This window comes from Paracoccus cavernae (assembly GCF_042430175.1).
Classification (GTDB): Bacteria; Pseudomonadota; Alphaproteobacteria; order Rhodobacterales; family Rhodobacteraceae; genus Paracoccus; species Paracoccus cavernae.
Window position 1 is genome coordinate 153,879 of record NZ_JBHMDZ010000049.1, and the last position, 17,947, is coordinate 171,825.

The 17,947-nt window shown below is 63.3% G+C and carries 16 protein-coding genes; 2 read left to right on the plus strand and 14 right to left on the minus strand.

The genetic code is table 11. The annotated features are described in order from the left end of the window. Nucleotides 1-15: 15 nt before the first annotated feature. The 13 genes from ACFFUC_RS18540 to sucC form a co-directional block, all read right to left on the minus strand. Nucleotides 16-732 carry a class I SAM-dependent methyltransferase gene (locus tag ACFFUC_RS18540; protein ID WP_377688406.1) on the minus strand — a complete coding sequence of 239 codons (717 nt, stop codon included), beginning with the start codon at nt 730-732 and terminating at the stop codon, nt 16-18. A 74-nt stretch (nt 733-806) separates the two neighbouring features. Next, nucleotides 807-1,271, minus strand: coding sequence for a transglycosylase SLT domain-containing protein (locus tag ACFFUC_RS18545; protein ID WP_377688407.1), 465 nt, complete (start codon nt 1,269-1,271; stop codon nt 807-809). A 343-nt stretch (nt 1,272-1,614) separates the two neighbouring features. After that, complete coding sequence (lpdA, locus tag ACFFUC_RS18550) at nt 1,615-3,009, minus strand: dihydrolipoyl dehydrogenase (RefSeq protein WP_377688408.1); 1,395 nt, start codon at nt 3,007-3,009, stop codon at nt 1,615-1,617. A gap of 42 nt (nt 3,010-3,051) precedes the next feature. Beyond that, entirely contained in the window at nt 3,052-3,444 is a 393-nt protein-coding gene (locus ACFFUC_RS18555) for an MAPEG family protein (RefSeq protein WP_377688409.1), read from the minus strand. Between the two features lies 1 nt (nt 3,445). Next, nucleotides 3,446-3,706 carry a hypothetical protein gene (locus ACFFUC_RS18560; protein ID WP_377688410.1) on the minus strand — a complete coding sequence of 87 codons (261 nt, stop codon included), beginning with the start codon at nt 3,704-3,706 and terminating at the stop codon, nt 3,446-3,448. Between the two features lie 159 nt (nt 3,707-3,865). Next, nucleotides 3,866-4,366: a hypothetical protein gene (locus tag ACFFUC_RS18565; RefSeq protein ID WP_377688411.1), complete on the minus strand. Its 501-nt coding sequence runs from the start codon at nt 4,364-4,366 to the stop codon at nt 3,866-3,868. 74 nt (nt 4,367-4,440) lie between these two features. Beyond that, nucleotides 4,441-5,988 carry a 2-oxoglutarate dehydrogenase complex dihydrolipoyllysine-residue succinyltransferase gene (gene odhB, locus ACFFUC_RS18570; RefSeq protein WP_377688412.1) on the minus strand — a complete coding sequence of 516 codons (1,548 nt, stop codon included), beginning with the start codon at nt 5,986-5,988 and terminating at the stop codon, nt 4,441-4,443. 3 nt (nt 5,989-5,991) lie between these two features. After that, nucleotides 5,992-8,964: a 2-oxoglutarate dehydrogenase E1 component gene (locus ACFFUC_RS18575; protein ID WP_377688413.1), complete on the minus strand. Its 2,973-nt coding sequence runs from the start codon at nt 8,962-8,964 to the stop codon at nt 5,992-5,994. Beyond that, nucleotides 8,961-9,236, minus strand: coding sequence for a hypothetical protein (locus ACFFUC_RS18580; RefSeq protein ID WP_377688414.1), 276 nt, complete (start codon nt 9,234-9,236; stop codon nt 8,961-8,963). The genes ACFFUC_RS18575 and ACFFUC_RS18580 overlap by 4 nt, the downstream gene beginning before the upstream one ends. 4 nt (nt 9,237-9,240) lie before the next feature. Further along, nucleotides 9,241-9,705 carry a hypothetical protein gene (locus tag ACFFUC_RS18585; protein ID WP_377688415.1) on the minus strand — a complete coding sequence of 155 codons (465 nt, stop codon included), beginning with the start codon at nt 9,703-9,705 and terminating at the stop codon, nt 9,241-9,243. A 98-nt stretch (nt 9,706-9,803) separates the two neighbouring features. After that, nucleotides 9,804-10,688: a succinate--CoA ligase subunit alpha gene (gene sucD, locus ACFFUC_RS18590; protein ID WP_377688416.1), complete on the minus strand. Its 885-nt coding sequence runs from the start codon at nt 10,686-10,688 to the stop codon at nt 9,804-9,806. A gap of 44 nt (nt 10,689-10,732) precedes the next feature. Then, complete coding sequence (locus tag ACFFUC_RS18595) at nt 10,733-11,341, minus strand: hypothetical protein (RefSeq protein ID WP_377688417.1); 609 nt, start codon at nt 11,339-11,341, stop codon at nt 10,733-10,735. Then, nucleotides 11,341-12,534 (minus strand): ADP-forming succinate--CoA ligase subunit beta, encoded by a 1,194-nt coding sequence (sucC, locus tag ACFFUC_RS18600; RefSeq protein WP_377688418.1) that lies wholly within the window; start codon nt 12,532-12,534, stop codon nt 11,341-11,343. Before sucC ends, ACFFUC_RS18595 begins: the two co-directional genes overlap by 1 nt. Nucleotides 12,535-12,976: 442 nt before the next feature. Here sucC and ACFFUC_RS18605 point away from each other — a divergent pair, with 442 nt between their 5' ends. Further along, the gene (locus tag ACFFUC_RS18605) at nt 12,977-15,796 is read left to right on the plus strand and encodes a hypothetical protein (RefSeq protein ID WP_377688419.1); all 2,820 of its coding nucleotides are present in this window, start codon (nt 12,977-12,979) and stop codon (nt 15,794-15,796) included. 141 nt (nt 15,797-15,937) lie between these two features. Here the strand turns inward: ACFFUC_RS18605 and mdh are convergent, their stop codons facing one another. Further along, nucleotides 15,938-16,900, minus strand: a complete 963-nt coding sequence (gene mdh, locus ACFFUC_RS18610) for a malate dehydrogenase (RefSeq protein WP_377688420.1) — start codon at nt 16,898-16,900, stop codon at nt 15,938-15,940. A gap of 284 nt (nt 16,901-17,184) precedes the next feature. Between mdh and ACFFUC_RS18615 the strand changes: the two genes are divergently transcribed. Beyond that, on the plus strand, nt 17,185-17,925 hold the full coding sequence (locus ACFFUC_RS18615) for a sulfite exporter TauE/SafE family protein (RefSeq protein WP_377688421.1): 741 nt from the start codon (nt 17,185-17,187) through the stop codon (nt 17,923-17,925). Nucleotides 17,926-17,947 lie beyond the last annotated feature (22 nt).

Sequence of the window (17,947 nt, forward strand, 5' to 3'; positions counted from 1 at the left end):
GCCCGCTTTCGGCGATCAGGCCTTCACCCATTCCATGATGTGAAAGTAAGGCACGCGGGCGAAGCGCTCGGCATGTTTGCCGCCGCCGCTCGGCCGCGGCTCCTCGAAATGGGCAAGGCGCAGGCCCGCGCCGATCAGAAGCTGCATGTAGCTTTGCATCGGACGGTGCCAGTTGCGGATCGAGATGCCGCGCCAGCTGACCCATTCGGTGCGCGGCTCGAGATAGTGGTCGAGCCGGAAATAGGGCGAGCCGTCCATCTGCCGCCGCCACTCTCCCGCCGTGCTGAAGCCGTTGAGATTGGCGATCAGCAGACTGCCGCCCGGCGCGAGAACCCGTGCCATTTCAGCGATCGCCTGATCGATACCGTCGATGTCGATGAGCGTCAGATAGCTGATCACCAGATCGAAACTCGCATCCGCGAAGGGCAGGGCCTCGGCGCGGCCGTCGACATAACATCCCTCGGGGTCGCGGTTCCGGGCGGTGGCGCGCAGGGTCGGGGTGGGCTCGAGGCCGGTCGCGGCAATGCCTTCGGCCCCGAGGATGCGGCAAAAACGGCCCTCGCCCGATCCCACGTCCAGCGCGGAGGCAAAGCGCCCCTCGGCGCGGCCCTGACGGATACGGGCCAGCATCGGGGCATCCAGCACATATTGGCGGCTGAAATCGCCCGCTTCGCCTTGGTCGGCGATCCATGCGGCGGCGGAGTTCTCCCAGCCGTTATCGGTCGGATCCATGGTGCTAGTCCTTCGGGGTAAGCGCGTCCGGCCCGCAAAAGGCGGGTGCGGACGGGTAGAATAGGAGGGTCGGGTCAGGCGGATCTGAGGCCGGTTTCGACCAGCAGGCCGCGACGCTTGGCCTCGTAATAATAGCCGCGCGAATACCAGCTGACCGCACCGTCATGGCTGCCGTTGGCGACGATATAGGCGCCGCGCAGGTACTTCACGCCGTATTGCAGGTTGGTATCGGCATCAAGCAAGCCCTGCGGCGTGCCGCGATAGCCCATGGTCTGCGCGGTCTGCGGCAGCATCTGCATCAGGCCGTAATAGGGGCCGTTGCGGGCTTCGGGGCGATAGCCGGATTCGCGGATGACGACGCGGTGCACCAGCGGGCGCGGCACCTGATAATGGTCGGCCCAGTAGTTGACCTTGCGGTTCATCTCGGGCGAGGGATGCGGCCCGCCATAGCTTTCGCTCTTGGGTTCTTGCGGTTTGGGGCTGCCACCGCAGGCGGCAAGGGCGAGGACCGAGAGAATGAGGCTTCGGCGTCCGATCATGATCTGCTCCGCGTTTTTGCTCCGGTCTGGTGCCGGTAAATCCGGATATGTCGGCAAGACCCGTCCCGCAAGAGAAAAGCTCGGATTGGCGGCGGGTCGGGGCGTTGCCTGCGGCGACCTTCGTTTGCATCTGAAGATGAAGCCCGCCGCGCCAAGGCCGCGCAGGTCCTGATGCCGAGTTCAAAATGCGCGCGGCCGATGCCGTGGTGCGTGCCTGTTTACAAAAGAAATATTGCCAGAAGATGCTGGCGTTTTGCGCGAATGAAGAACGGCGACCCGAAGGCCGCCGTCCTTGTGGGGCATTGGAGTCACGCGCAGGTGGAGCCGCGTGAATCGTGGACGATCAGGCGTGGATCGCCCCGTCGCCGCAGGCCAAGGCCGCCTCGCGGACGGCTTCGGAACAGGTCGGGTGGGCGTGGCAGGTCAGGGCGATGTCCTGAGCGGCCGCGCCGAACTCCATCGCGACGCAGACTTCGTGGATCATCTCGCCCGCACCCGGTCCGATGATGTGGCAACCCAGAACACGGTCGGTCTCGGCATCGGCGATCATCTTGACGAAGCCCTCGGCCTGGAACATCGCCTTCGCGCGCGCATTGCCCATGAAGGGGAATTTGCCGACCTTGATCGGGCGGCCGGTGGCTTTCGCGGCTTCCTCGGTCAGGCCGACTGAGGCGACTTCCGGCGTCGTATAGATCACGCCCGGAATGACGTCGTAGTTCACATGGCCATGTTTGCCGGCGATGACTTCGGCTGCCGCCATGCCCTCGTCTTCGGCTTTGTGGGCCAGCATCGGGCCGGGGACCGCATCGCCGATCGCATAGATGCCCGGCACCGAGGTTTGCCAATGGTTGTCGATCTGGACGAAGCCGCGATCGGTCATGGCGACGCCTGCCGCCTCGAGGCCCAGACCTTCGACAAAGGGACGACGGCCGGTTGCGACCAGTACGACCTCGGCCGAAACCTGCTGCTCGCTGTTGTCCTTTTTCAGCGTGTAGTTGACGGTCGCCTTGCCGTCCTTGGTCTCGACGCCCGAAACCGCCGCGCCCATGGTGAATTTCAGGCCCTGTTTGGCCAGAATGCGCTGGAACTGCTTCTGCACCTCGCCGTCCATGCCGGGGGTGATCACGTCGAGGTATTCGACCACGGTGACATCGCAGCCCAGTCGCGCATAGACCGAGCCGAGCTCGAGCCCGATCACGCCCGCGCCGATCACCACCATCGAGGCGGGGATCTTGCCCAGAGCCAGCGCGCCGGTCGAATCGACGACGACGCCCGCGTCATTGTCCACCGTCACGCCCTTGAGCGCCGAAGGCACCGAGCCGGTCGCGATGACGATGTTCTTGGTCTCGTGGACGGTATCGCCGACGCGGACCTTGCCTGCCGCCTCGATCACGCCCCAGCCCTTGAGCCAGTCGATCTTGTTCTTCTTGAAGAGGAATTCGATGCCCTTGGTATTGCCGTTGACCGTTTCCTGCTTGTAGGCCTGCGTCTTGGCCCAATCGACCTTCACCTCGCCCGCGATCAGGCCCATTTTCTCGAAATTCTCGTGGGTTTCATGCAGCATGTGGCTGGCATGGAGCAACGCTTTCGAGGGGATGCAGCCGACGTTGAGGCAGGTACCGCCAAGGGTCTCGCGACCCTCGACGCAGGCAACCTTGAGGCCGAGTTGTGCTGCGCGGATGGCGCAGACATAGCCGCCGGGGCCGGCGCCGATGACGATCAGATCATAGGTGGACATTGGGAACTCCTTGGAAAATTCCGCGACCCGTGAGGGGCGGTGTCAGGTCAGCAAAGCGAAGATGATCATCGCCATGGTTGCGAGAAAGCCAACCGCCCAGATGACCGATCGCCAGGGCGACCAGCCGAAAGCATAGGCGGGGACGTAAAGGATGCGCGCGGCAAGATAGAGCCAGGCGGAGAAAACGGTCAGCACATTGCTGCGGTCCTCGAGCGAGACCATCAGCACGGCGATGGTAAAAAGCGAAAGGGCCTCGAAATGGTTGGAAACGGCTCGGCGCAGGCGGCCGGTCAGCGCCGAGAATTCGGGCTGGTTGTCGCGGGGGCTGGCGTTCCAGCTGGCGCCGACATCGCGGTTCATCGACACGGCCGCCAGCCCGATTTGCGCAACCTGCAGCAGCGCCGCTAGGCCGAGCGCCGTCGTTTCCGCCGACATGTCAGGCCGTCTCCACCAGATGGGAGCGCACGGCCGAGACGCCGGCCTGGGCGTTGAAGACGCCCGCGGCGCCCGACAGGTAATCCTGCGCGGCCTTGGCATCCGAGATCTGGTAGAGCGCCCAGGCGCTGGTGGGATTCTCGCGCCAGAGCTGCAAAAGCGTCATGCCGTTGCGGCCGCGGTCCTCGCTGTCGCGGTCGAAAGCGGCGCGGAAGGTCGCGTAATCGGCGAAGGTATAATTGGCGATCAATTGCCTGCTCATGAAATTACGCCTCGCTTGGGGCCGCAGGGATGGCGGGTTCATCCTGTGCGGCGGGTTTGATCTGGCCGCGGGGCCTTGCGGCTGCGCGTCTTGCCCCGGACAGGGGCCGGAGAGGTTCGGGTTCGGTGCTCGTCGTCGGGCCGCTGCCGGCGCTCCCTGTCAGAGCCCCACCGCATTCGGGCCGAGCGACTGGCTCGCGGGGACGGTCAGCGGGCCGGTCAGCGCCACGCCGCGCTTGGCCGCGAAGGCCGAGATGACATTGGGATCGCGGCTGACGATCGCCTCGGAGAACCAGCCGATCGAGCATTTCAGGCTCGGCACGGTCTGCTCGTTCACGAGGCGCATTTCCTCGGATTTGAAATAGCTCTCGGCGGTGCGGTTGGTGACCGTGCCGAGGATGCGGTCGATTTCGGCCACGGTCTGGGCCGAGCGGATGGCAGGCGGCTCCATCAGCGGATCTTGCGCGCAGGTGATGGGATAGGACCGGCGCACCAGAAGCGGTGGTCGCACGCCATTGCTGCCGCCATCGATCCCGCGCACGATCACGTCGCGCGAATGGGTATACATGAGGGCATCGGGGGCGTTGATCACGGGGATAGGGGCGCTGGCGCAGGCAGATAGCGCGAGAGCGGCACCCAGAAGAACCGGTAGCTTTTTCACGGCGTAGCCTATGGGGTTGGTTGCGGGGAAAGAGAGGCCCCGGGGCGGGGCCTCCCGATTGTCGAAGCTGCGGATCAGAGATCCATCAGCAGGCGGCGCGGATCTTCCAGCGCTTCCTTGACACGCACGAGGAAGGTCACGGCGCCTTTGCCGTCGACGATGCGGTGATCGTAGGACAGCGCAAGATACATCATCGGGCGGATGACGATCTGGCCGCCGACGACGACCGGACGGTCCTGGATCTTGTGCATGCCGAGGATGCCCGATTGCGGCGGGTTGAGGATCGGCGAGGACATCAGCGAACCGTAGACGCCACCGTTCGAGATGGTGAAGGTGCCGCCCTGCATGTCGTTCATCGTCAGCTTGCCGTCACGCGCACGCGCGCCCAGCTCGCCGATCTGCTTCTCGATATCGGCGAAGGACAGCTGGTCGGCATCGCGCACGACCGGAACCACAAGACCGTTCGGGGTGCCGACGGCGACGCCCATATTGACGTAGTTCTTGTAGATGATGTCGCCGCCGTCGATCTCGGCGTTGACTTCCGGCACTTCTTTCAGCGCGTGGTTACAGGCTTTGACGAAGAAGGACATGAAGCCGAGTTTGACTTTGTGCTTCTTCTCGAAGGCGTCCTTGTATTCGTTGCGCAGGTCCATGATCGCCTTCATGTCCACCTCGTTATAGGTGGTCAGCATGGCGGCGGTGTTCTGCGCATCCTTGAGGCGACGCGCGATGGTGGCGCGCAGGCGGGTCATCTTGACGCGCTCTTCGCGTGCCGCATCTGCGGCCGACGACGGCGCGCGCGGAGCGACAGCAGGGGTCGGCGCGACCGAAGCGGCGGGAGCTGCTGCCGGAGCGGCTGTGGCGCGGGCGACATCTTCCTTCATGGCGCGGCCGTCGCGGCCCGAGCCGGTGACGGCATCGCGCGAAATGCCGGCTTCGGCCATGGCTTTCTTGGCCGAGGGTGCATCCTCGACATCCGAACGGCCGGCATCGGCCGGCGCAGCAGCTGCCGGAGCGGCCGCTGCTGCCGCAGGCGCGGCGGCGGGGGCCGAAACCGCGCCGGCGGCGCCTTCGGTGATGATCGCCAGTTTGGCTTTGGCGTCGATCGTCGCACCTTCGGGTGCAAGGATTTCGGCCAGAACGCCCGCAACCGGAGACGGAACCTCGACCGAGACCTTGTCGGTTTCAAGTTCGCAGAGCATCTCGTCCTGAGCCACCTGATCGCCGACCTTCTTGAACCAGGTCGCGACAGTGGCTTCGGTCACGCTTTCACCCAGCGTGGGGACCATCACGTCGACTGCTTTTCCGCTCATGTCACTTTGTCCTTCGTTAAGCTTCGCCCCCGAAATCGTGGTGGGCCGCATTTCGTTTGAATCTGCGCTGTCGCCTTGGGCAATCTGCGCAAGCAGGGCATTGGGCGCGACCGTCTGACCTTCGGTCGCGATGATTTCCAGCAGCGTTCCCGCGACGGGTGACGGCACTTCGACCGTCACTTTGTCGGTTTCAAGCTCGCAGATCATCTCGTCGACGGCGACCTTGTCGCCCGGTTTCTTGAACCAGGTCGACACGGTCGCCTCGGCGACGGATTCACCCAAAGCCGGAACGCGGAGTTCGACAGCCATCCGTCAGGCACCCAACGTGATGGCGTCATGGACCAGCGCGTCCTGCTCGGCCTTGTGGCGCGAGGCGAGACCCGTGGCGACCGAGGCCGAAGCGGCGCGGCCGACGTAACGCGGGCGGGCATGGGTCGCCCCGATGCGCGCCAGAACCCATTCGAGGTTCGGCTCGACAAAGCTCCAGCCGCCCTGGTTCTTGGGCTCTTCCTGACACCAGACGATTTCCGCCCCTTTGAACCGCTCCAGCTCGCGCGACAGCGACTGGGCCGGGAAGGGGTAGAACTGCTCGAGGCGGAGCAGGTAGACGTCATTGGCTTCGGCGGCGTTCCGCGCCTGCAGCAGGTCGTAATAGACCTTGCCCGAGCAGATGACGACGCGCTTGATCTTGTCGTCGGCCAGCAAGGCGAAGTCGGACTTGCCGCGTTCGGCATCGTCTTGCAGCACGCGATGGAAGCTCGAACCGGTGGTGAACTCGTCCGCCGTCGAGACCGCCAAGGGGTGGCGCAGCAGCGATTTCGGCGTCATCAGCACCAGCGGCTTGCGGAAGTTGCGCTTGAGCTGACGGCGCAGGATGTGGAAATAGTTCGCCGGCGTCGAGCAGTTGGCGACGATCCAGTTATCCTCGGCGCAGCCTTGCAGGAACCGCTCCAGACGGGCCGAGCTGTGCTCGGGGCCCTGACCTTCGAAGCCGTGCGGCAGCAGCATCACCAGACCCGACATGCGCAGCCATTTCTTTTCGCCCGACGAGATGAACTGGTCGAACATGATCTGCGCGCCGTTGGCGAAATCGCCGAACTGGGCTTCCCACATGGTCAGCGCATTGGGCTCGGACAGCGAATAGCCGTATTCGAAGCCCAGCACCGCATATTCCGACAGCATCGAGTCGATGACTTCGTAGCGTGCCTGACCCGATTTGATGTTGTTGAGCGGGTAGTAACGCTCTTCGGTGGTCTGGTCGATGATCGCCGAGTGGCGCTGCGAGAAGGTGCCGCGTGCCGAGTCCTGACCCGCGAGGCGGACCGGATGGCCTTCGGTCGCGAGCGAGCCGAAAGCCAGAGCTTCGCCCGTCGCCCAGTCAAAGCCCGCGCCGGTTTCGAACATCTTCGCTTTCGCATCCAGAAGACGCGAGACGGTTTTGTGGATGTCGAAACTCTCGGGCGCGGTGGTCAGCGCCTTGCCGACTTCGGCCATGGTTTCGGGCGAAATCGCGGTCTCGCCACGGCTGTATTCCTCGGGCTCGATCGTGAGGCCCGACCATTTGCCGTCCAGCCAGTCGGCCTTGTTCGGCTTGAAGGTCTTGCCGGCTTCGAACTCTTCGTTCAGCTGGGCCTGGAAAGCGGCCTTCATGTCTTCGATCTCGCCTTCGGGGATCAGCCCGTCGGCAACCAGACGCTCGGTGTAAAGCTGGAGCGTGGTCTTGTGGCCCTTGATGTTCTTGTACATCGCCGGGTTGGTGAACATCGGCTCGTCGCCTTCGTTGTGACCAAAGCGGCGGTAGCAGAAGATGTCGAGGACGACGTCCTTGTGGAAGAGCTGGCGGAACTCGGTCGCGACGCGCGCGGCATGGACCACGGCTTCCGGATCGTCACCATTGACGTGGAAGATCGGCGCTTCGACCATCAGCGCGATATCCGTCGGATAGGGCGAGGTGCGCGAGAAGCTCGGCGCGGTGGTGAAGCCGATCTGGTTGTTCACGATGATGTGGATCGTTCCGCCGGTGCGATGGCCCTTGATGCCCGAAAGCTGGAGGCATTCCGCCACCACGCCCTGACCCGCAAAAGCCGCATCGCCATGCAGAAGAACCGGCAGGACCGCCGTGCGGTTGTCGGTGTCGTTGAGCTGGTCCTGCTTGGCGCGGACCTTGCCCAGAACGACGGGGTTCACCGCTTCGAGGTGCGAGGGGTTCGCGGTCAGCGACAGGTGGACGGTATTGCCGTCGAACTCGCGGTCAGCCGAGGCGCCGAGGTGATATTTCACGTCGCCCGAACCATCGACATCCTCGGGCTTGAAGCTGCCGCCCTGGAATTCGTTGAAGATCGCGCGGTAGGGCTTGCCCAGCACGTTCGCGAGCACCGAGAGGCGGCCGCGGTGGGGCATGCCGATCGCGATGTCTTTGACGCCAAGCGCGCCGCCGCGCTTGATGATCTGTTCCATTGCAGGGATCAGCGCCTCGCCGCCATCAAGGCCGAAACGCTTGGTGCCCATGTATTTCACATGGAGGAATTTCTCGTAGCCTTCGGCTTCGACCAGCTTGTTGAGGATGGCGCGGCGGCCTTCGCGGGTGAACTGGATTTCCTTGCCGTAACCCTCGATGCGCTCTTTCAGCCAGGCAGCCTGCTCGGGGTCGGAGATGTGCATGTATTGCAGCGCGAAAGTGCCGCAATAGGTGCGCTTCATCAGATCGGTGATCTGGCGCATGGTCGCGATCTGCAGGCCCAGCACGTTGTCGATGAAGATCGGGCGGTCAAGATCGTTGGGGCCGAAACCATAGGTCGCGGGCTCCAGCTCGCCTGTCTGCGGCACTTCGCGCTGCCCGAGCGGGTCGAGATCGGCGAAAAGGTGGCCGCGGATCCGGAAGGCGCGGATCAGCATCAGCGCGCGGATCGAATCCAGCACCGAGCGGCGCATCTGCTCGTCGGTCAGCGTGACGCCTTTTTCGGCGGCCTTGTCGCTGATCTTCTTCATTGCGGCATTGGCATCGGCTTTCGACGACATCGGCCATTCGCCGGTCAGCGCCGAAGTGTTCTCGTCGGTGGGCTGCGGCGGCCAATCGGCGCGCGCCCAGCTTGCACCGGCAGCTTCGCGCTGCACGGCCGAAGGATCATCGCCGAGGCTGGCGAAGAAAGCGTCCCAGGCAGCATCCACGCTCGCAGGGTTCTGGGCCCATTGCCCGTAAAGCTGCTCGACATAGGTCGCGTTCTGACCTTGCAGGAAGGACGAGTCACGGAATGCGGCGTTACCGCCGGGAGATTGATCGTTCATGGCAGAACCTTGGAAGGTTGCGCCCCGTAGCGGTTGGGGCCGGGTTGGCCGGACGAGGGAAACCGTCCGGCAATATGGGTGAACGGGATCATCGCAGCCAAAGTTGCCGCGATGATGGAAAGCAGGGATAGCATTGTCGTGAGCATGCGGGCCTCACCGGCCGCGCTGGCTGCCGCCAATGCCTTGACGCGACCCGCCAAGCCGCCGGTTGCGGCGCGCGGCAACAGGGCCGGAACAGAGGGGATGACGGAGGCGAGGAGGCGCAGGTTCATCGGCTCACCCGCAGATCACGTCGATCATCCGCGCACCGGGGTCATCCGTGGGCGAGGACATCGGAAGGATGACCAATTGCTCGGGGCGCTTGCCCTCGAGGCGGCACAAAGCGGCGCCGGCACGTTGCTCGGCGTTTTGCGGGGCGCGGTCGGGGTGGTAGATCAGCCGCCAACCGGCATCCTTGCGCGCAACCGAGCGGACGGCATCGGCGGGCAGGGCGGTGGTGGCGTGGAGATCGGTACGGGCGGGAACGCCGCCGCGCAGAATATCGTCGGTCGGCGCGCGACCGCAGGCCGCCAAAGCCGCAAGCAGCGGCAGGGCCAGCATCAGACGGGGGGCCTTGGGCACAAGGCCGCTACCCCAAGGTCCGGTCACGCGGCGGGCCGCGGGATCGGCGCAAACGATCCGGTGGCCTGCCGTTGCGGGAAAGGCCGGATGTCCTTCGCGATGTTGTGCACGTTCAAACACGTCATCCACTCTCAGGAACTTGTCTCGTAAACTCTCGGATCTCTTCGGAACCGGCAGCCCCCCTAAGGTAGGGAGGGGCTGCCACTAAGTCAAAAGTCTTACTTGCCGATGGCTTTCAGAACCGCCTCGCCCAGACCGGCGGGGCTGTCTGCGACGATGATGCCGGCCTTTTTCATGGCTTCGATCTTCGATTCCGCGTCACCCTTGCCGCCCGAGACGATCGCACCGGCATGACCCATGCGGCGGCCCGGAGGAGCCGTGCGGCCGGCGATGAAGCCGGCGGTCGGCTTCCAGATGCCTTTTTTCTTCATCTCGGCGAGGAATTCGGCGGCTTCTTCTTCGGCCGAACCACCGATTTCACCGATCATGATGATCGATTCCGTTTCCGGATCCTCGAGGAAGAGCTTGAGCACGTCGATATGCTCCATGCCCTTGATCGGGTCGCCGCCGATGCCGACTGCCGAGGACTGGCCGAGGCCCGCATCGGTGGTCTGTTTCACGGCTTCATAGGTCAGCGTGCCCGAACGCGAGACGACGCCCACCGAGCCGCGCTTGAAGATCGAGCCCGGCATGATGCCGATCTTGCACTCGCCCGGGGTCATGATGCCGGGGCAGTTCGGACCGATCAGGGTCGATTTGCTGTCGATCAGCGCGCGCTTGACGCGCATCATGTCGAGAACCGGAATGCCCTCGGTGATCGCGACGATCAGCGGGATTTCGGCATCAATGGCTTCGAGGATCGAATCCGCGGCGAAGGGCGGCGGCACATAGATCGCGGTCGCATTCGCGCCGGTCTTGGCCACGGCCTCGTGGACCGAGTTGAAAACCGGCAGGCCGAGATGCTCGGAACCGCCTTTGCCGGGGGTCACGCCGCCGACCATTTTGGTGCCGTAGGCAATCGCCTGCTCGGTGTGGAAAGTCCCCTGCGAGCCGGTGATGCCCTGGGTGATGACTTTGGTATTTTTATCTACGAGAACAGCCACTTGGGCCTCCTTCCGCAATGATAATTCTGGTGAACCGCGGCGCGTTATGGCGCAGCACGGCTTCTTGAGATTTCGATGCTGACCTGATCGGGCAGGGCGGTGATGGTGACAGAGGACGGGAAGGCCTGATCGGACGAAACGAGCATTTGGGTCATCAGATCCACACGCTCGCCGCGCTTGCCGAAGGCCAATGACGCGATGCCCTCGGGTGGGCCGCTCGGCCCGCCGATCCCGATGGCATTCTCCCCGACAACCGCAGGTGCGGCTGCAAGGGCCGCGTCGCGCGCGGTCCGGAGCATCTCCGGGGCAGGGCCCGAAGGATCGCTCCAATCCGCGACAACCGCCACGCATTTGATCTGTAGCCGGTCCGGAAGCTTGCGCGTCTCCAGCACCAGCGAACCCGCATCCATAAAGGGCGATGACGGCGGTTTGGCGATGGACCAAACAATATTGCCGTCATCGGTGACCAGAACTTCTGCGGATCCGTCCTTTTGCGACAGCAGGATCTCCGGCTTGGCGAAGGCCGCGTCGCAAGAGCGGAACAGATCGGTGACGATTGCCGTCACATCCGCCGGGGACATCGCAGCACCCGCTGCCGCCGGCCCGAAGGCCGGCAGGGCGAAGCTTGCCGCGATGAAACCCCAGTGCTTCATCAGCCCTTGACCGCTTTCACGATCTTTTCGGCCGCGTCGGACAGGTTGTCGGCGGGGATCACGTTCAGGCCGCTTTCGGCGATGATGCGCTTGCCCTCTTCGACGTTCGTCCCTTCAAGGCGGACGACCAGCGGAACCTGCAGACCGACCTCTTTCACCGCGGCGACGATGCCGTTGGCGATGATGTCGTTGCGCATGATGCCGCCGAAGATGTTGACCAGAATGCCTTTGACGTTCGGGTCCGAGGTGATGATCTTGAAGGCCTCGGCGACTTTCTCTTTGGTGGCGCCGCCACCGACATCGAGGAAGTTCGCAGGCTCGGCACCGTAAAGCTTGATGATGTCCATCGTGGCCATCGCCAGACCGGCACCGTTCACCATACAGCCGATTTCACCGTCCAGAGCGATGTAGTTGAGGTCGTATTTCGACGCCTCAAGCTCTTTGGGGTCTTCTTCGGTCTCGTCGCGCAGGGCAACGATATCGGCGTGGCGGTACAGCGCGTTGTTGTCGAAGCCCATTTTGGCGTCGAGCGCTTTGATGTTGCCATCGGGCGTCACGATCAGCGGGTTGATCTCCAGCATCTCCATGTCTTTCTCGATGAAGAGACGATAGAGGTTTTTCACCAGAGCAACGCATTGCTTGACCTGATTGCCTTCGAGGCCGAGCGCGAAAGCGACGCGGCGGCCGTGGAAGTCCGACAGGCCCGACGCCGGATCGACGCTGAAGCTGACGATCTTCTCGGGGGTGTTGGCTGCGACTTCTTCAATGTCCATGCCGCCTTCGGTCGAGGCGACAAAGTTGACGCGCGAGGTGCCGCGGTCGACCAGAAGCGCGAGATAGAGTTCGCGCGAGATGTCCGAACCGTCTTCGATATAGATGCGGTTCACCTGCTTGCCGGCCGGGCCGGTCTGGTGGGTGACCAGCGTGCGGCCGAGCATCTGGCGCGCAAGCTCTTCGGCTTCCGAGACGGATTTCGCCAGACGGACGCCGCCTTTTTCGCCGGCTTCCTTTTCGAGGAAGTGGCCTTTGCCGCGACCGCCGGCATGGATTTGTGCCTTGACGACCCAGAGCGGCCCGCCGAGCTGGCCTGCCGCTGCCTTGACTTCGTCGGCTTTCGTCACGGCATGGCCTTCGCTGACCGGAGCGCCATACTGGCGCAGCAGTGCCTTGGCCTGATATTCGTGAATGTTCATCGTGATCCCCCGCAAATTCGGTTGCGCGGAGTTGTGGCACATGGGTCGTCACGGATGAAATGAAATCTCGTTCAAATCCGGTGAAACAGCGCTTTATGATTGATTTGCGATCACACGTTCGAGCGCTGTGATCACAAAATTGATCGGGCAGGTCGAAGCCGGTCGGAGGCGGGGTTGAAGGCCCCTGGCGGACCGGCCGGAAAGCGTGCCGAAGGGCGCCGATCGGCCCGTGTCGGGACGGATTTTGCGCCCTCAGCAAGGTGCGTGAACCGGCTTTCGGGATTGCCGCATGCGGGTGTTCTGCCTTGCGGCCGGCGCGCGATATCGGGCTCCACGAGGGGGAATATGCAGGATCGGTGCATCCATTTGGTGCTTTACATGCGCGAAAAAGCACCTCCAATTGCTGCGTCTTAACTTTTTTAACTTTTCGCGAGATAGACCGATGGCCGCTATTCCCGGGACTGCTTTGAGTGAAACCCTGACCGGTACCAACGACGACGACGAGATCCGTGGCGAGGGCGGCAACGACACCCTCTACGGCAGAGCCGGTAACGATACCCTCATTGGCGGCAGCGGCGACGACTACATGTATGGCGAGAGCGGAAACGATACGTTCACGCTTTCGGGCAATGATATCGGGACCGACCGGTTCTTCGGCGGCGAGGGGGCGGACCGCGTCTACATCTCGGGCATCGTACAGGTTTCGAGTCTGCTGCTGAATGCGTCTTATGTCGACAGCGTCGAGAGTCTGTACTTCTCTTACGGGACGAGCGGCATCCGCGGCACGAACGGCAATGACCATTTCGACATCAGCGCGTTCAACACCGTCACCAATTACAAGCTCTTCGATATGGGCGAGGGGAACGACTACTTCCTCGGCTATATGGGCGATGATGCGGTCGGCGGCGGCGCAGGCAACGATACGCTGGACGGCGGTGCAGGCAATGACGATCTGACCGGCGGCTCGGGCAATGACCTGCTGATCGGCGGTTCGGGCGATGATACCTTCTATCTCTCGGGCAATGATATCGGCCAGGACCGGTTCAACGGCGGCGAGGGCGCGGACCGCATCTACATCAGCGGCATCGTGCAGGTCTCTAGCCTTCTGCTGAACGCGACCTATGTCACCGGCGTCGAGAATCTTTACTTCTCCTACGGGACGAGCGGCATCCGCGGCACAAACGGCAACGATGTCTTCGACATCAGCGCCTTCAACACGGTCACGAATTACAAGCTCTTCGAGATGAACGAGGGCAATGACCGCTTCATCGGTTATATCGGCGATGATGCCGTGGCCGGCGGTGCGGGCAACGACACGCTGGATGGTGGTCAGGGCAATGATTCGCTGACCGGCGGCTCGGGCAACGACGTGCTCAACGGCGGTTCGGGCGACGATACCTTCTATCTCTCGGGCAACGATATCGGCCAGGACCGCATCAACGGCGGTGCGGGCAGCGACCGCGTCTATATCAACGGGATCGTGCAGGTTCCGAGCCTTCTGCTGAACGCGGCCTATGTCACCGGCGTCGAGAATTTGTACTTCTCCTACGGGACGAGCGGCATTCGCGGCACCAACGGCAACGATGTGTTCGATATCAGCGCCTTCAGCACCGTCACCAATTACAAGCGTTTCGAGCTGAACGAGGGCAATGACCGCTTCACCGGCTATATCGGCAATGACGATGTGAACGGCGGTGCGGGCAACGACACGCTGATGGGCGGGCAGGGCAACGATACGCTTGACGGCGGGCAGGGGGTCGATCTTGCCTCCTATGCCGATGCCACGAGCGGCGTGACGGTCAATCTGTCGGTCACGACGGCGCAGCTGATCGGCGGCGGACGCGGCACGGACCGCCTGCTCAATATCGAGAATGTTCAGGGCTCGAACTTCAACGACCGGCTGACCGGCAACGGCGTCGCGAATACGCTGATCGGCGGCGCGGGCAACGATGTGCTGAACGGCGGCGGCGGTAACGACGTGCTCGACGGTGGGGCGGGCTTTGACTATGCGAGCTTTGCCGGTGCGACCAGTGGCGTGAGCGTCAATCTGGCCAATGCCAATGCGCAGCTGGTCGGCGGCGGCTTCGGGACCGACCGTCTGGCCAATATCGAAGGGCTGATGGGCTCGAGCTTCAACGACCGTCTGGCGGGCAATGGAGCGGCAAACAATCTTCAGGGCGGTGGCGGTGCAGACACGCTGATCGGCGGGCTGGGAGCCGATACGCTCAACGGTGGTGCAGGCGCCGATACGGCCGATTTCAGCGGTGCGGTCGCGGTGCGGGTCGACCTGAACCGGACGGCTGCGCAAAACACCGGCCACGGCATGGATGTGCTGATCGGTATCGAGAATGTCACCGGCGGCAACAACCACGACGTCCTGATCGGCAATGGCGTCGCGAACCTGCTTGCGGGCGGGGCGGGCAACGACACGCTGACCGGCGGCGCGGGCAACGACACGCTCGACGGCGGGGCCGGAAACGACGTGCTCGACGGCGGAGCGGGGATCGATACCGTGCGCTTCTCGGGCAATGGCGCGGTCACGGTGAACCTGAATCTGGGCACTGCACAGAATACCGGACAAGGCATCGACCGGCTGGTCGGGATCGAGGGCGTTCTGGGCGGCGGCGGCAATGACCGCATTACCGGCAACGCGGGCGCCAATATCCTCGGAGGCGGCGCGGGCAACGACAGGCTCGACGGTGGTGCCGGCAACGACACGCTGGACGGTGGCCTCGGCAACGACGTGATCGACGGCGGAGCGGGGGTCGATACGATCATCTTCAACACGACCGGCAATGTCGCGGTCAATCTCGGCGTGACGGTTGCGCAGGCGACCGGTCAGGGTCAGGACATCATCCGCAACATCGAGAATGCGACCGGCGGCAGCGGCAACGACCGCCTGTCCGGCTCGGGCGGGGCCAACATCCTTCAGGGCGGCGCGGGCAACGACACGCTGAACGGCGGTGCGGGCAATGACGTTTTGTCCGGCGGTGCGGGCAACGACCGCCTGATCGGCGGCACGGGCAACGATACGCTTGGCGGCGGTGCGGGCAACGATACCTTCTACTTCGACGCAAATAGCGGCAGCGACCGTTTGCAGGACTACAACCGCAACGACGATACGATCGAGATCCGCTGGGCGGGCCACGACATCTTCGACCTCAACCTGAACTATTCGGGCGGCAATACGATCATTCGCTTCGGCTCTACGGTGATTACGGCGAACGGTTACCTCTACGTCTCGGATTTCGACTTCGTCTGATGCGAGGTGCTTGAAACACCAAGGCCCCCGGAGAAATTCGGGGGCCTTTTCCATGAGCACTGCGGCGCCGGCAGCCGCGCAAAAGAAAAACCCCCGCGCGGATGGCGCGGGGGTTTTCCGTTCCGGAACTTGTCGCGCGGCTTAGGCCAGCGACGGATCGATTGCTTTACAAGCGGCAACCAGACCTTTGACCGAGTCGACCGATTTGTCGAACATGACCTGCTCTTCGGCGTTCAGCTCGATCGCGACGACTTTCTCGATGCCGTTGGCGCCGATGATGGTCGGGACGCCGACATAAAGACCGTCGAGACCGTAAGCGCCGCTCACATAGGCTGCGCAGGGCAGCAGGCGGTTCTGGTCCTTGAGATAGGCTTCCGCCATCTCGATCGCCGAGGTTGCCGGAGCGTAGAAGGCCGAGCCGGTTTTCAGCAGGCCGACGATTTCCGCGCCGCCGTCACGGGTGCGCTGTACGATCGCGTCCAGTTTCTCCTGCGTGGTCCAGCCCATTTTGACCAGATCCGGCAGCGGGATGCCGCCAACGGTCGAATAGCGGGCCAGCGGCACCATGGTGTCGCCGTGGCCGCCCAGAACGAAAGCGGTGACATCGCGCATCGAGACGTCGAACTCGACCGAGAGGAAGTGACGGAAACGTGCCGAGTCGAGCACGCCGGCCATGCCGACGACCTTGTTCGCGGGCAGGCCCGAGAACTGCTGCAGCGCCCAGACCATCGCATCGAGCGGGTTGGTGATGCAGATGACGAATGCGTTCGGAGCATGGGCCTTGATGCCCTCGCCGACCGATTTCATGACTTTGAGGTTGATGCCCAGAAGGTCGTCGCGGCTCATGCCCGGCTTGCGCGGAACACCGGCGGTGACGATGCAGACATCGGCGCCTGCGATATCGGCGTAATCGTTGGTGCCTTTCATGACGGCATCAAAGCCCTCGGAGGGGCCCGATTGTGCGATGTCGAGGGCCTTGCCCTGCGGCGTGCCTTCGGAAATGTCGAACAGAACGACGTCGCCGAGTTCTTTCATCGCAGCCAGATGCGCCAGCGTACCGCCGATCTGTCCCGCGCCGATCAGTGCAATCTTGGGTCGGGCCATGGAAGCCTCCTAAGGGAATGATTCACAGATCGACTAGGCCTTTTGGAGGTAAATCGCAAGATGGTATACCTCTGTATGCCGCGTGTTTCGTCGCTAACATTTTCCGAAAACACGCGGCAAAGTGCGCACAATTGCGCAAAAACATTCCTGCCATGCGGCGTTTGCATGCGAAATCGCGGACAAGATGCGCGCCGGACATTGCCCCCGCGCGCACATGGGTTCACAGCAAATGCAGAGGTCCACAGCAAATGCAGGGCGGATCGAGGCCACGGAGAGCGCGAAGCATGGAAATGGGACTTTGGGAATGGGTGCTCGCGGTGATCGCGGCGGTCTCGGTCGGTTTGGCCAAGGGCGGGCTGAGCATGGTCGGCGTGATCTCGGTGCCGCTGATGGCGCTGGTAATGTCGCCCATTCAGGCGGCGGGAATGCTTTTGCCGGTCTATATCGTCTCCGATCTCGGCGGGTTGATCGCCTATCGCAAGAATTTCGACCGTGCCGTACTGGTCAAGCTGATGCCGGGGGCGATTCTCGGGATCCTGCTCGGCTGGGCGACCTCGAGCTTCGTCAGCGACAAATCGGTCGAGCTTGTCGTCGGCGTCATCGGTCTGGTCTTCGCAATGTCGGCTTTGTGGAAGCGCCGCGTCGAGGCTGCGGCGCGCCGTCCCGACTGGCTGCGCGGCAGCCTTTGGGGCACGATCTCGGGTTATACGAGCTTCGTGGCCCATGCGGGGGCTGCACCCTATCAGGTCTATGCCCAGCCTTTGCGCATGTCTCCGCTGGTCTATGCCGGCACGACGACGATCTTTTTCGCGGTCTGCAACTGGGTCAAGCTGGTGCCCTATGCCATGCTCGGCCAGCTTTCGACCGAGAACCTCAAAGTGGCGGCAATCCTGACCATTCCGGCGTTGCTGTCGGTGCAGGCGGGGATCTGGATCGTCAAGCGGCTCTCGCCCACGATCTTTTACAAGCTCATCACCTGGATGCTTTTGATCGTCTCCATCCGGCTGATCTGGGGCGGGCTCTAAGCGCGCGCCCGAGAGGTTCCGG

Coding starts and splice junctions, on each gene's coding strand:
- ACFFUC_RS18540 (WP_377688406.1), bottom strand. CDS start 732: ATGGATCCGACCGATAACGGCTGGGAGAACTCCGCCGCCGCATGGATC.
- ACFFUC_RS18545 (WP_377688407.1), bottom strand. CDS start 1,271: ATGATCGGACGCCGAAGCCTCATTCTCTCGGTCCTCGCCCTTGCCGCC.
- lpdA (WP_377688408.1), bottom strand. CDS start 3,009: ATGTCCACCTATGATCTGATCGTCATCGGCGCCGGCCCCGGCGGCTAT.
- ACFFUC_RS18555 (WP_377688409.1), bottom strand. CDS start 3,444: ATGTCGGCGGAAACGACGGCGCTCGGCCTAGCGGCGCTGCTGCAGGTT.
- ACFFUC_RS18560 (WP_377688410.1), bottom strand. CDS start 3,706: ATGAGCAGGCAATTGATCGCCAATTATACCTTCGCCGATTACGCGACC.
- odhB (WP_377688412.1), bottom strand. CDS start 5,988: ATGGCTGTCGAACTCCGCGTTCCGGCTTTGGGTGAATCCGTCGCCGAG.
- ACFFUC_RS18575 (WP_377688413.1), bottom strand. CDS start 8,964: ATGAACGATCAATCTCCCGGCGGTAACGCCGCATTCCGTGACTCGTCC.
- ACFFUC_RS18580 (WP_377688414.1), bottom strand. CDS start 9,236: ATGAACCTGCGCCTCCTCGCCTCCGTCATCCCCTCTGTTCCGGCCCTG.
- ACFFUC_RS18595 (WP_377688417.1), bottom strand. CDS start 11,341: ATGAAGCACTGGGGTTTCATCGCGGCAAGCTTCGCCCTGCCGGCCTTC.
- sucC (WP_377688418.1), bottom strand. CDS start 12,534: ATGAACATTCACGAATATCAGGCCAAGGCACTGCTGCGCCAGTATGGC.
- ACFFUC_RS18605 (WP_377688419.1), top strand. CDS start 12,977: ATGGCCGCTATTCCCGGGACTGCTTTGAGTGAAACCCTGACCGGTACC.
- mdh (WP_377688420.1), bottom strand. CDS start 16,900: ATGGCCCGACCCAAGATTGCACTGATCGGCGCGGGACAGATCGGCGGT.
- ACFFUC_RS18615 (WP_377688421.1), top strand. CDS start 17,185: ATGGAAATGGGACTTTGGGAATGGGTGCTCGCGGTGATCGCGGCGGTC.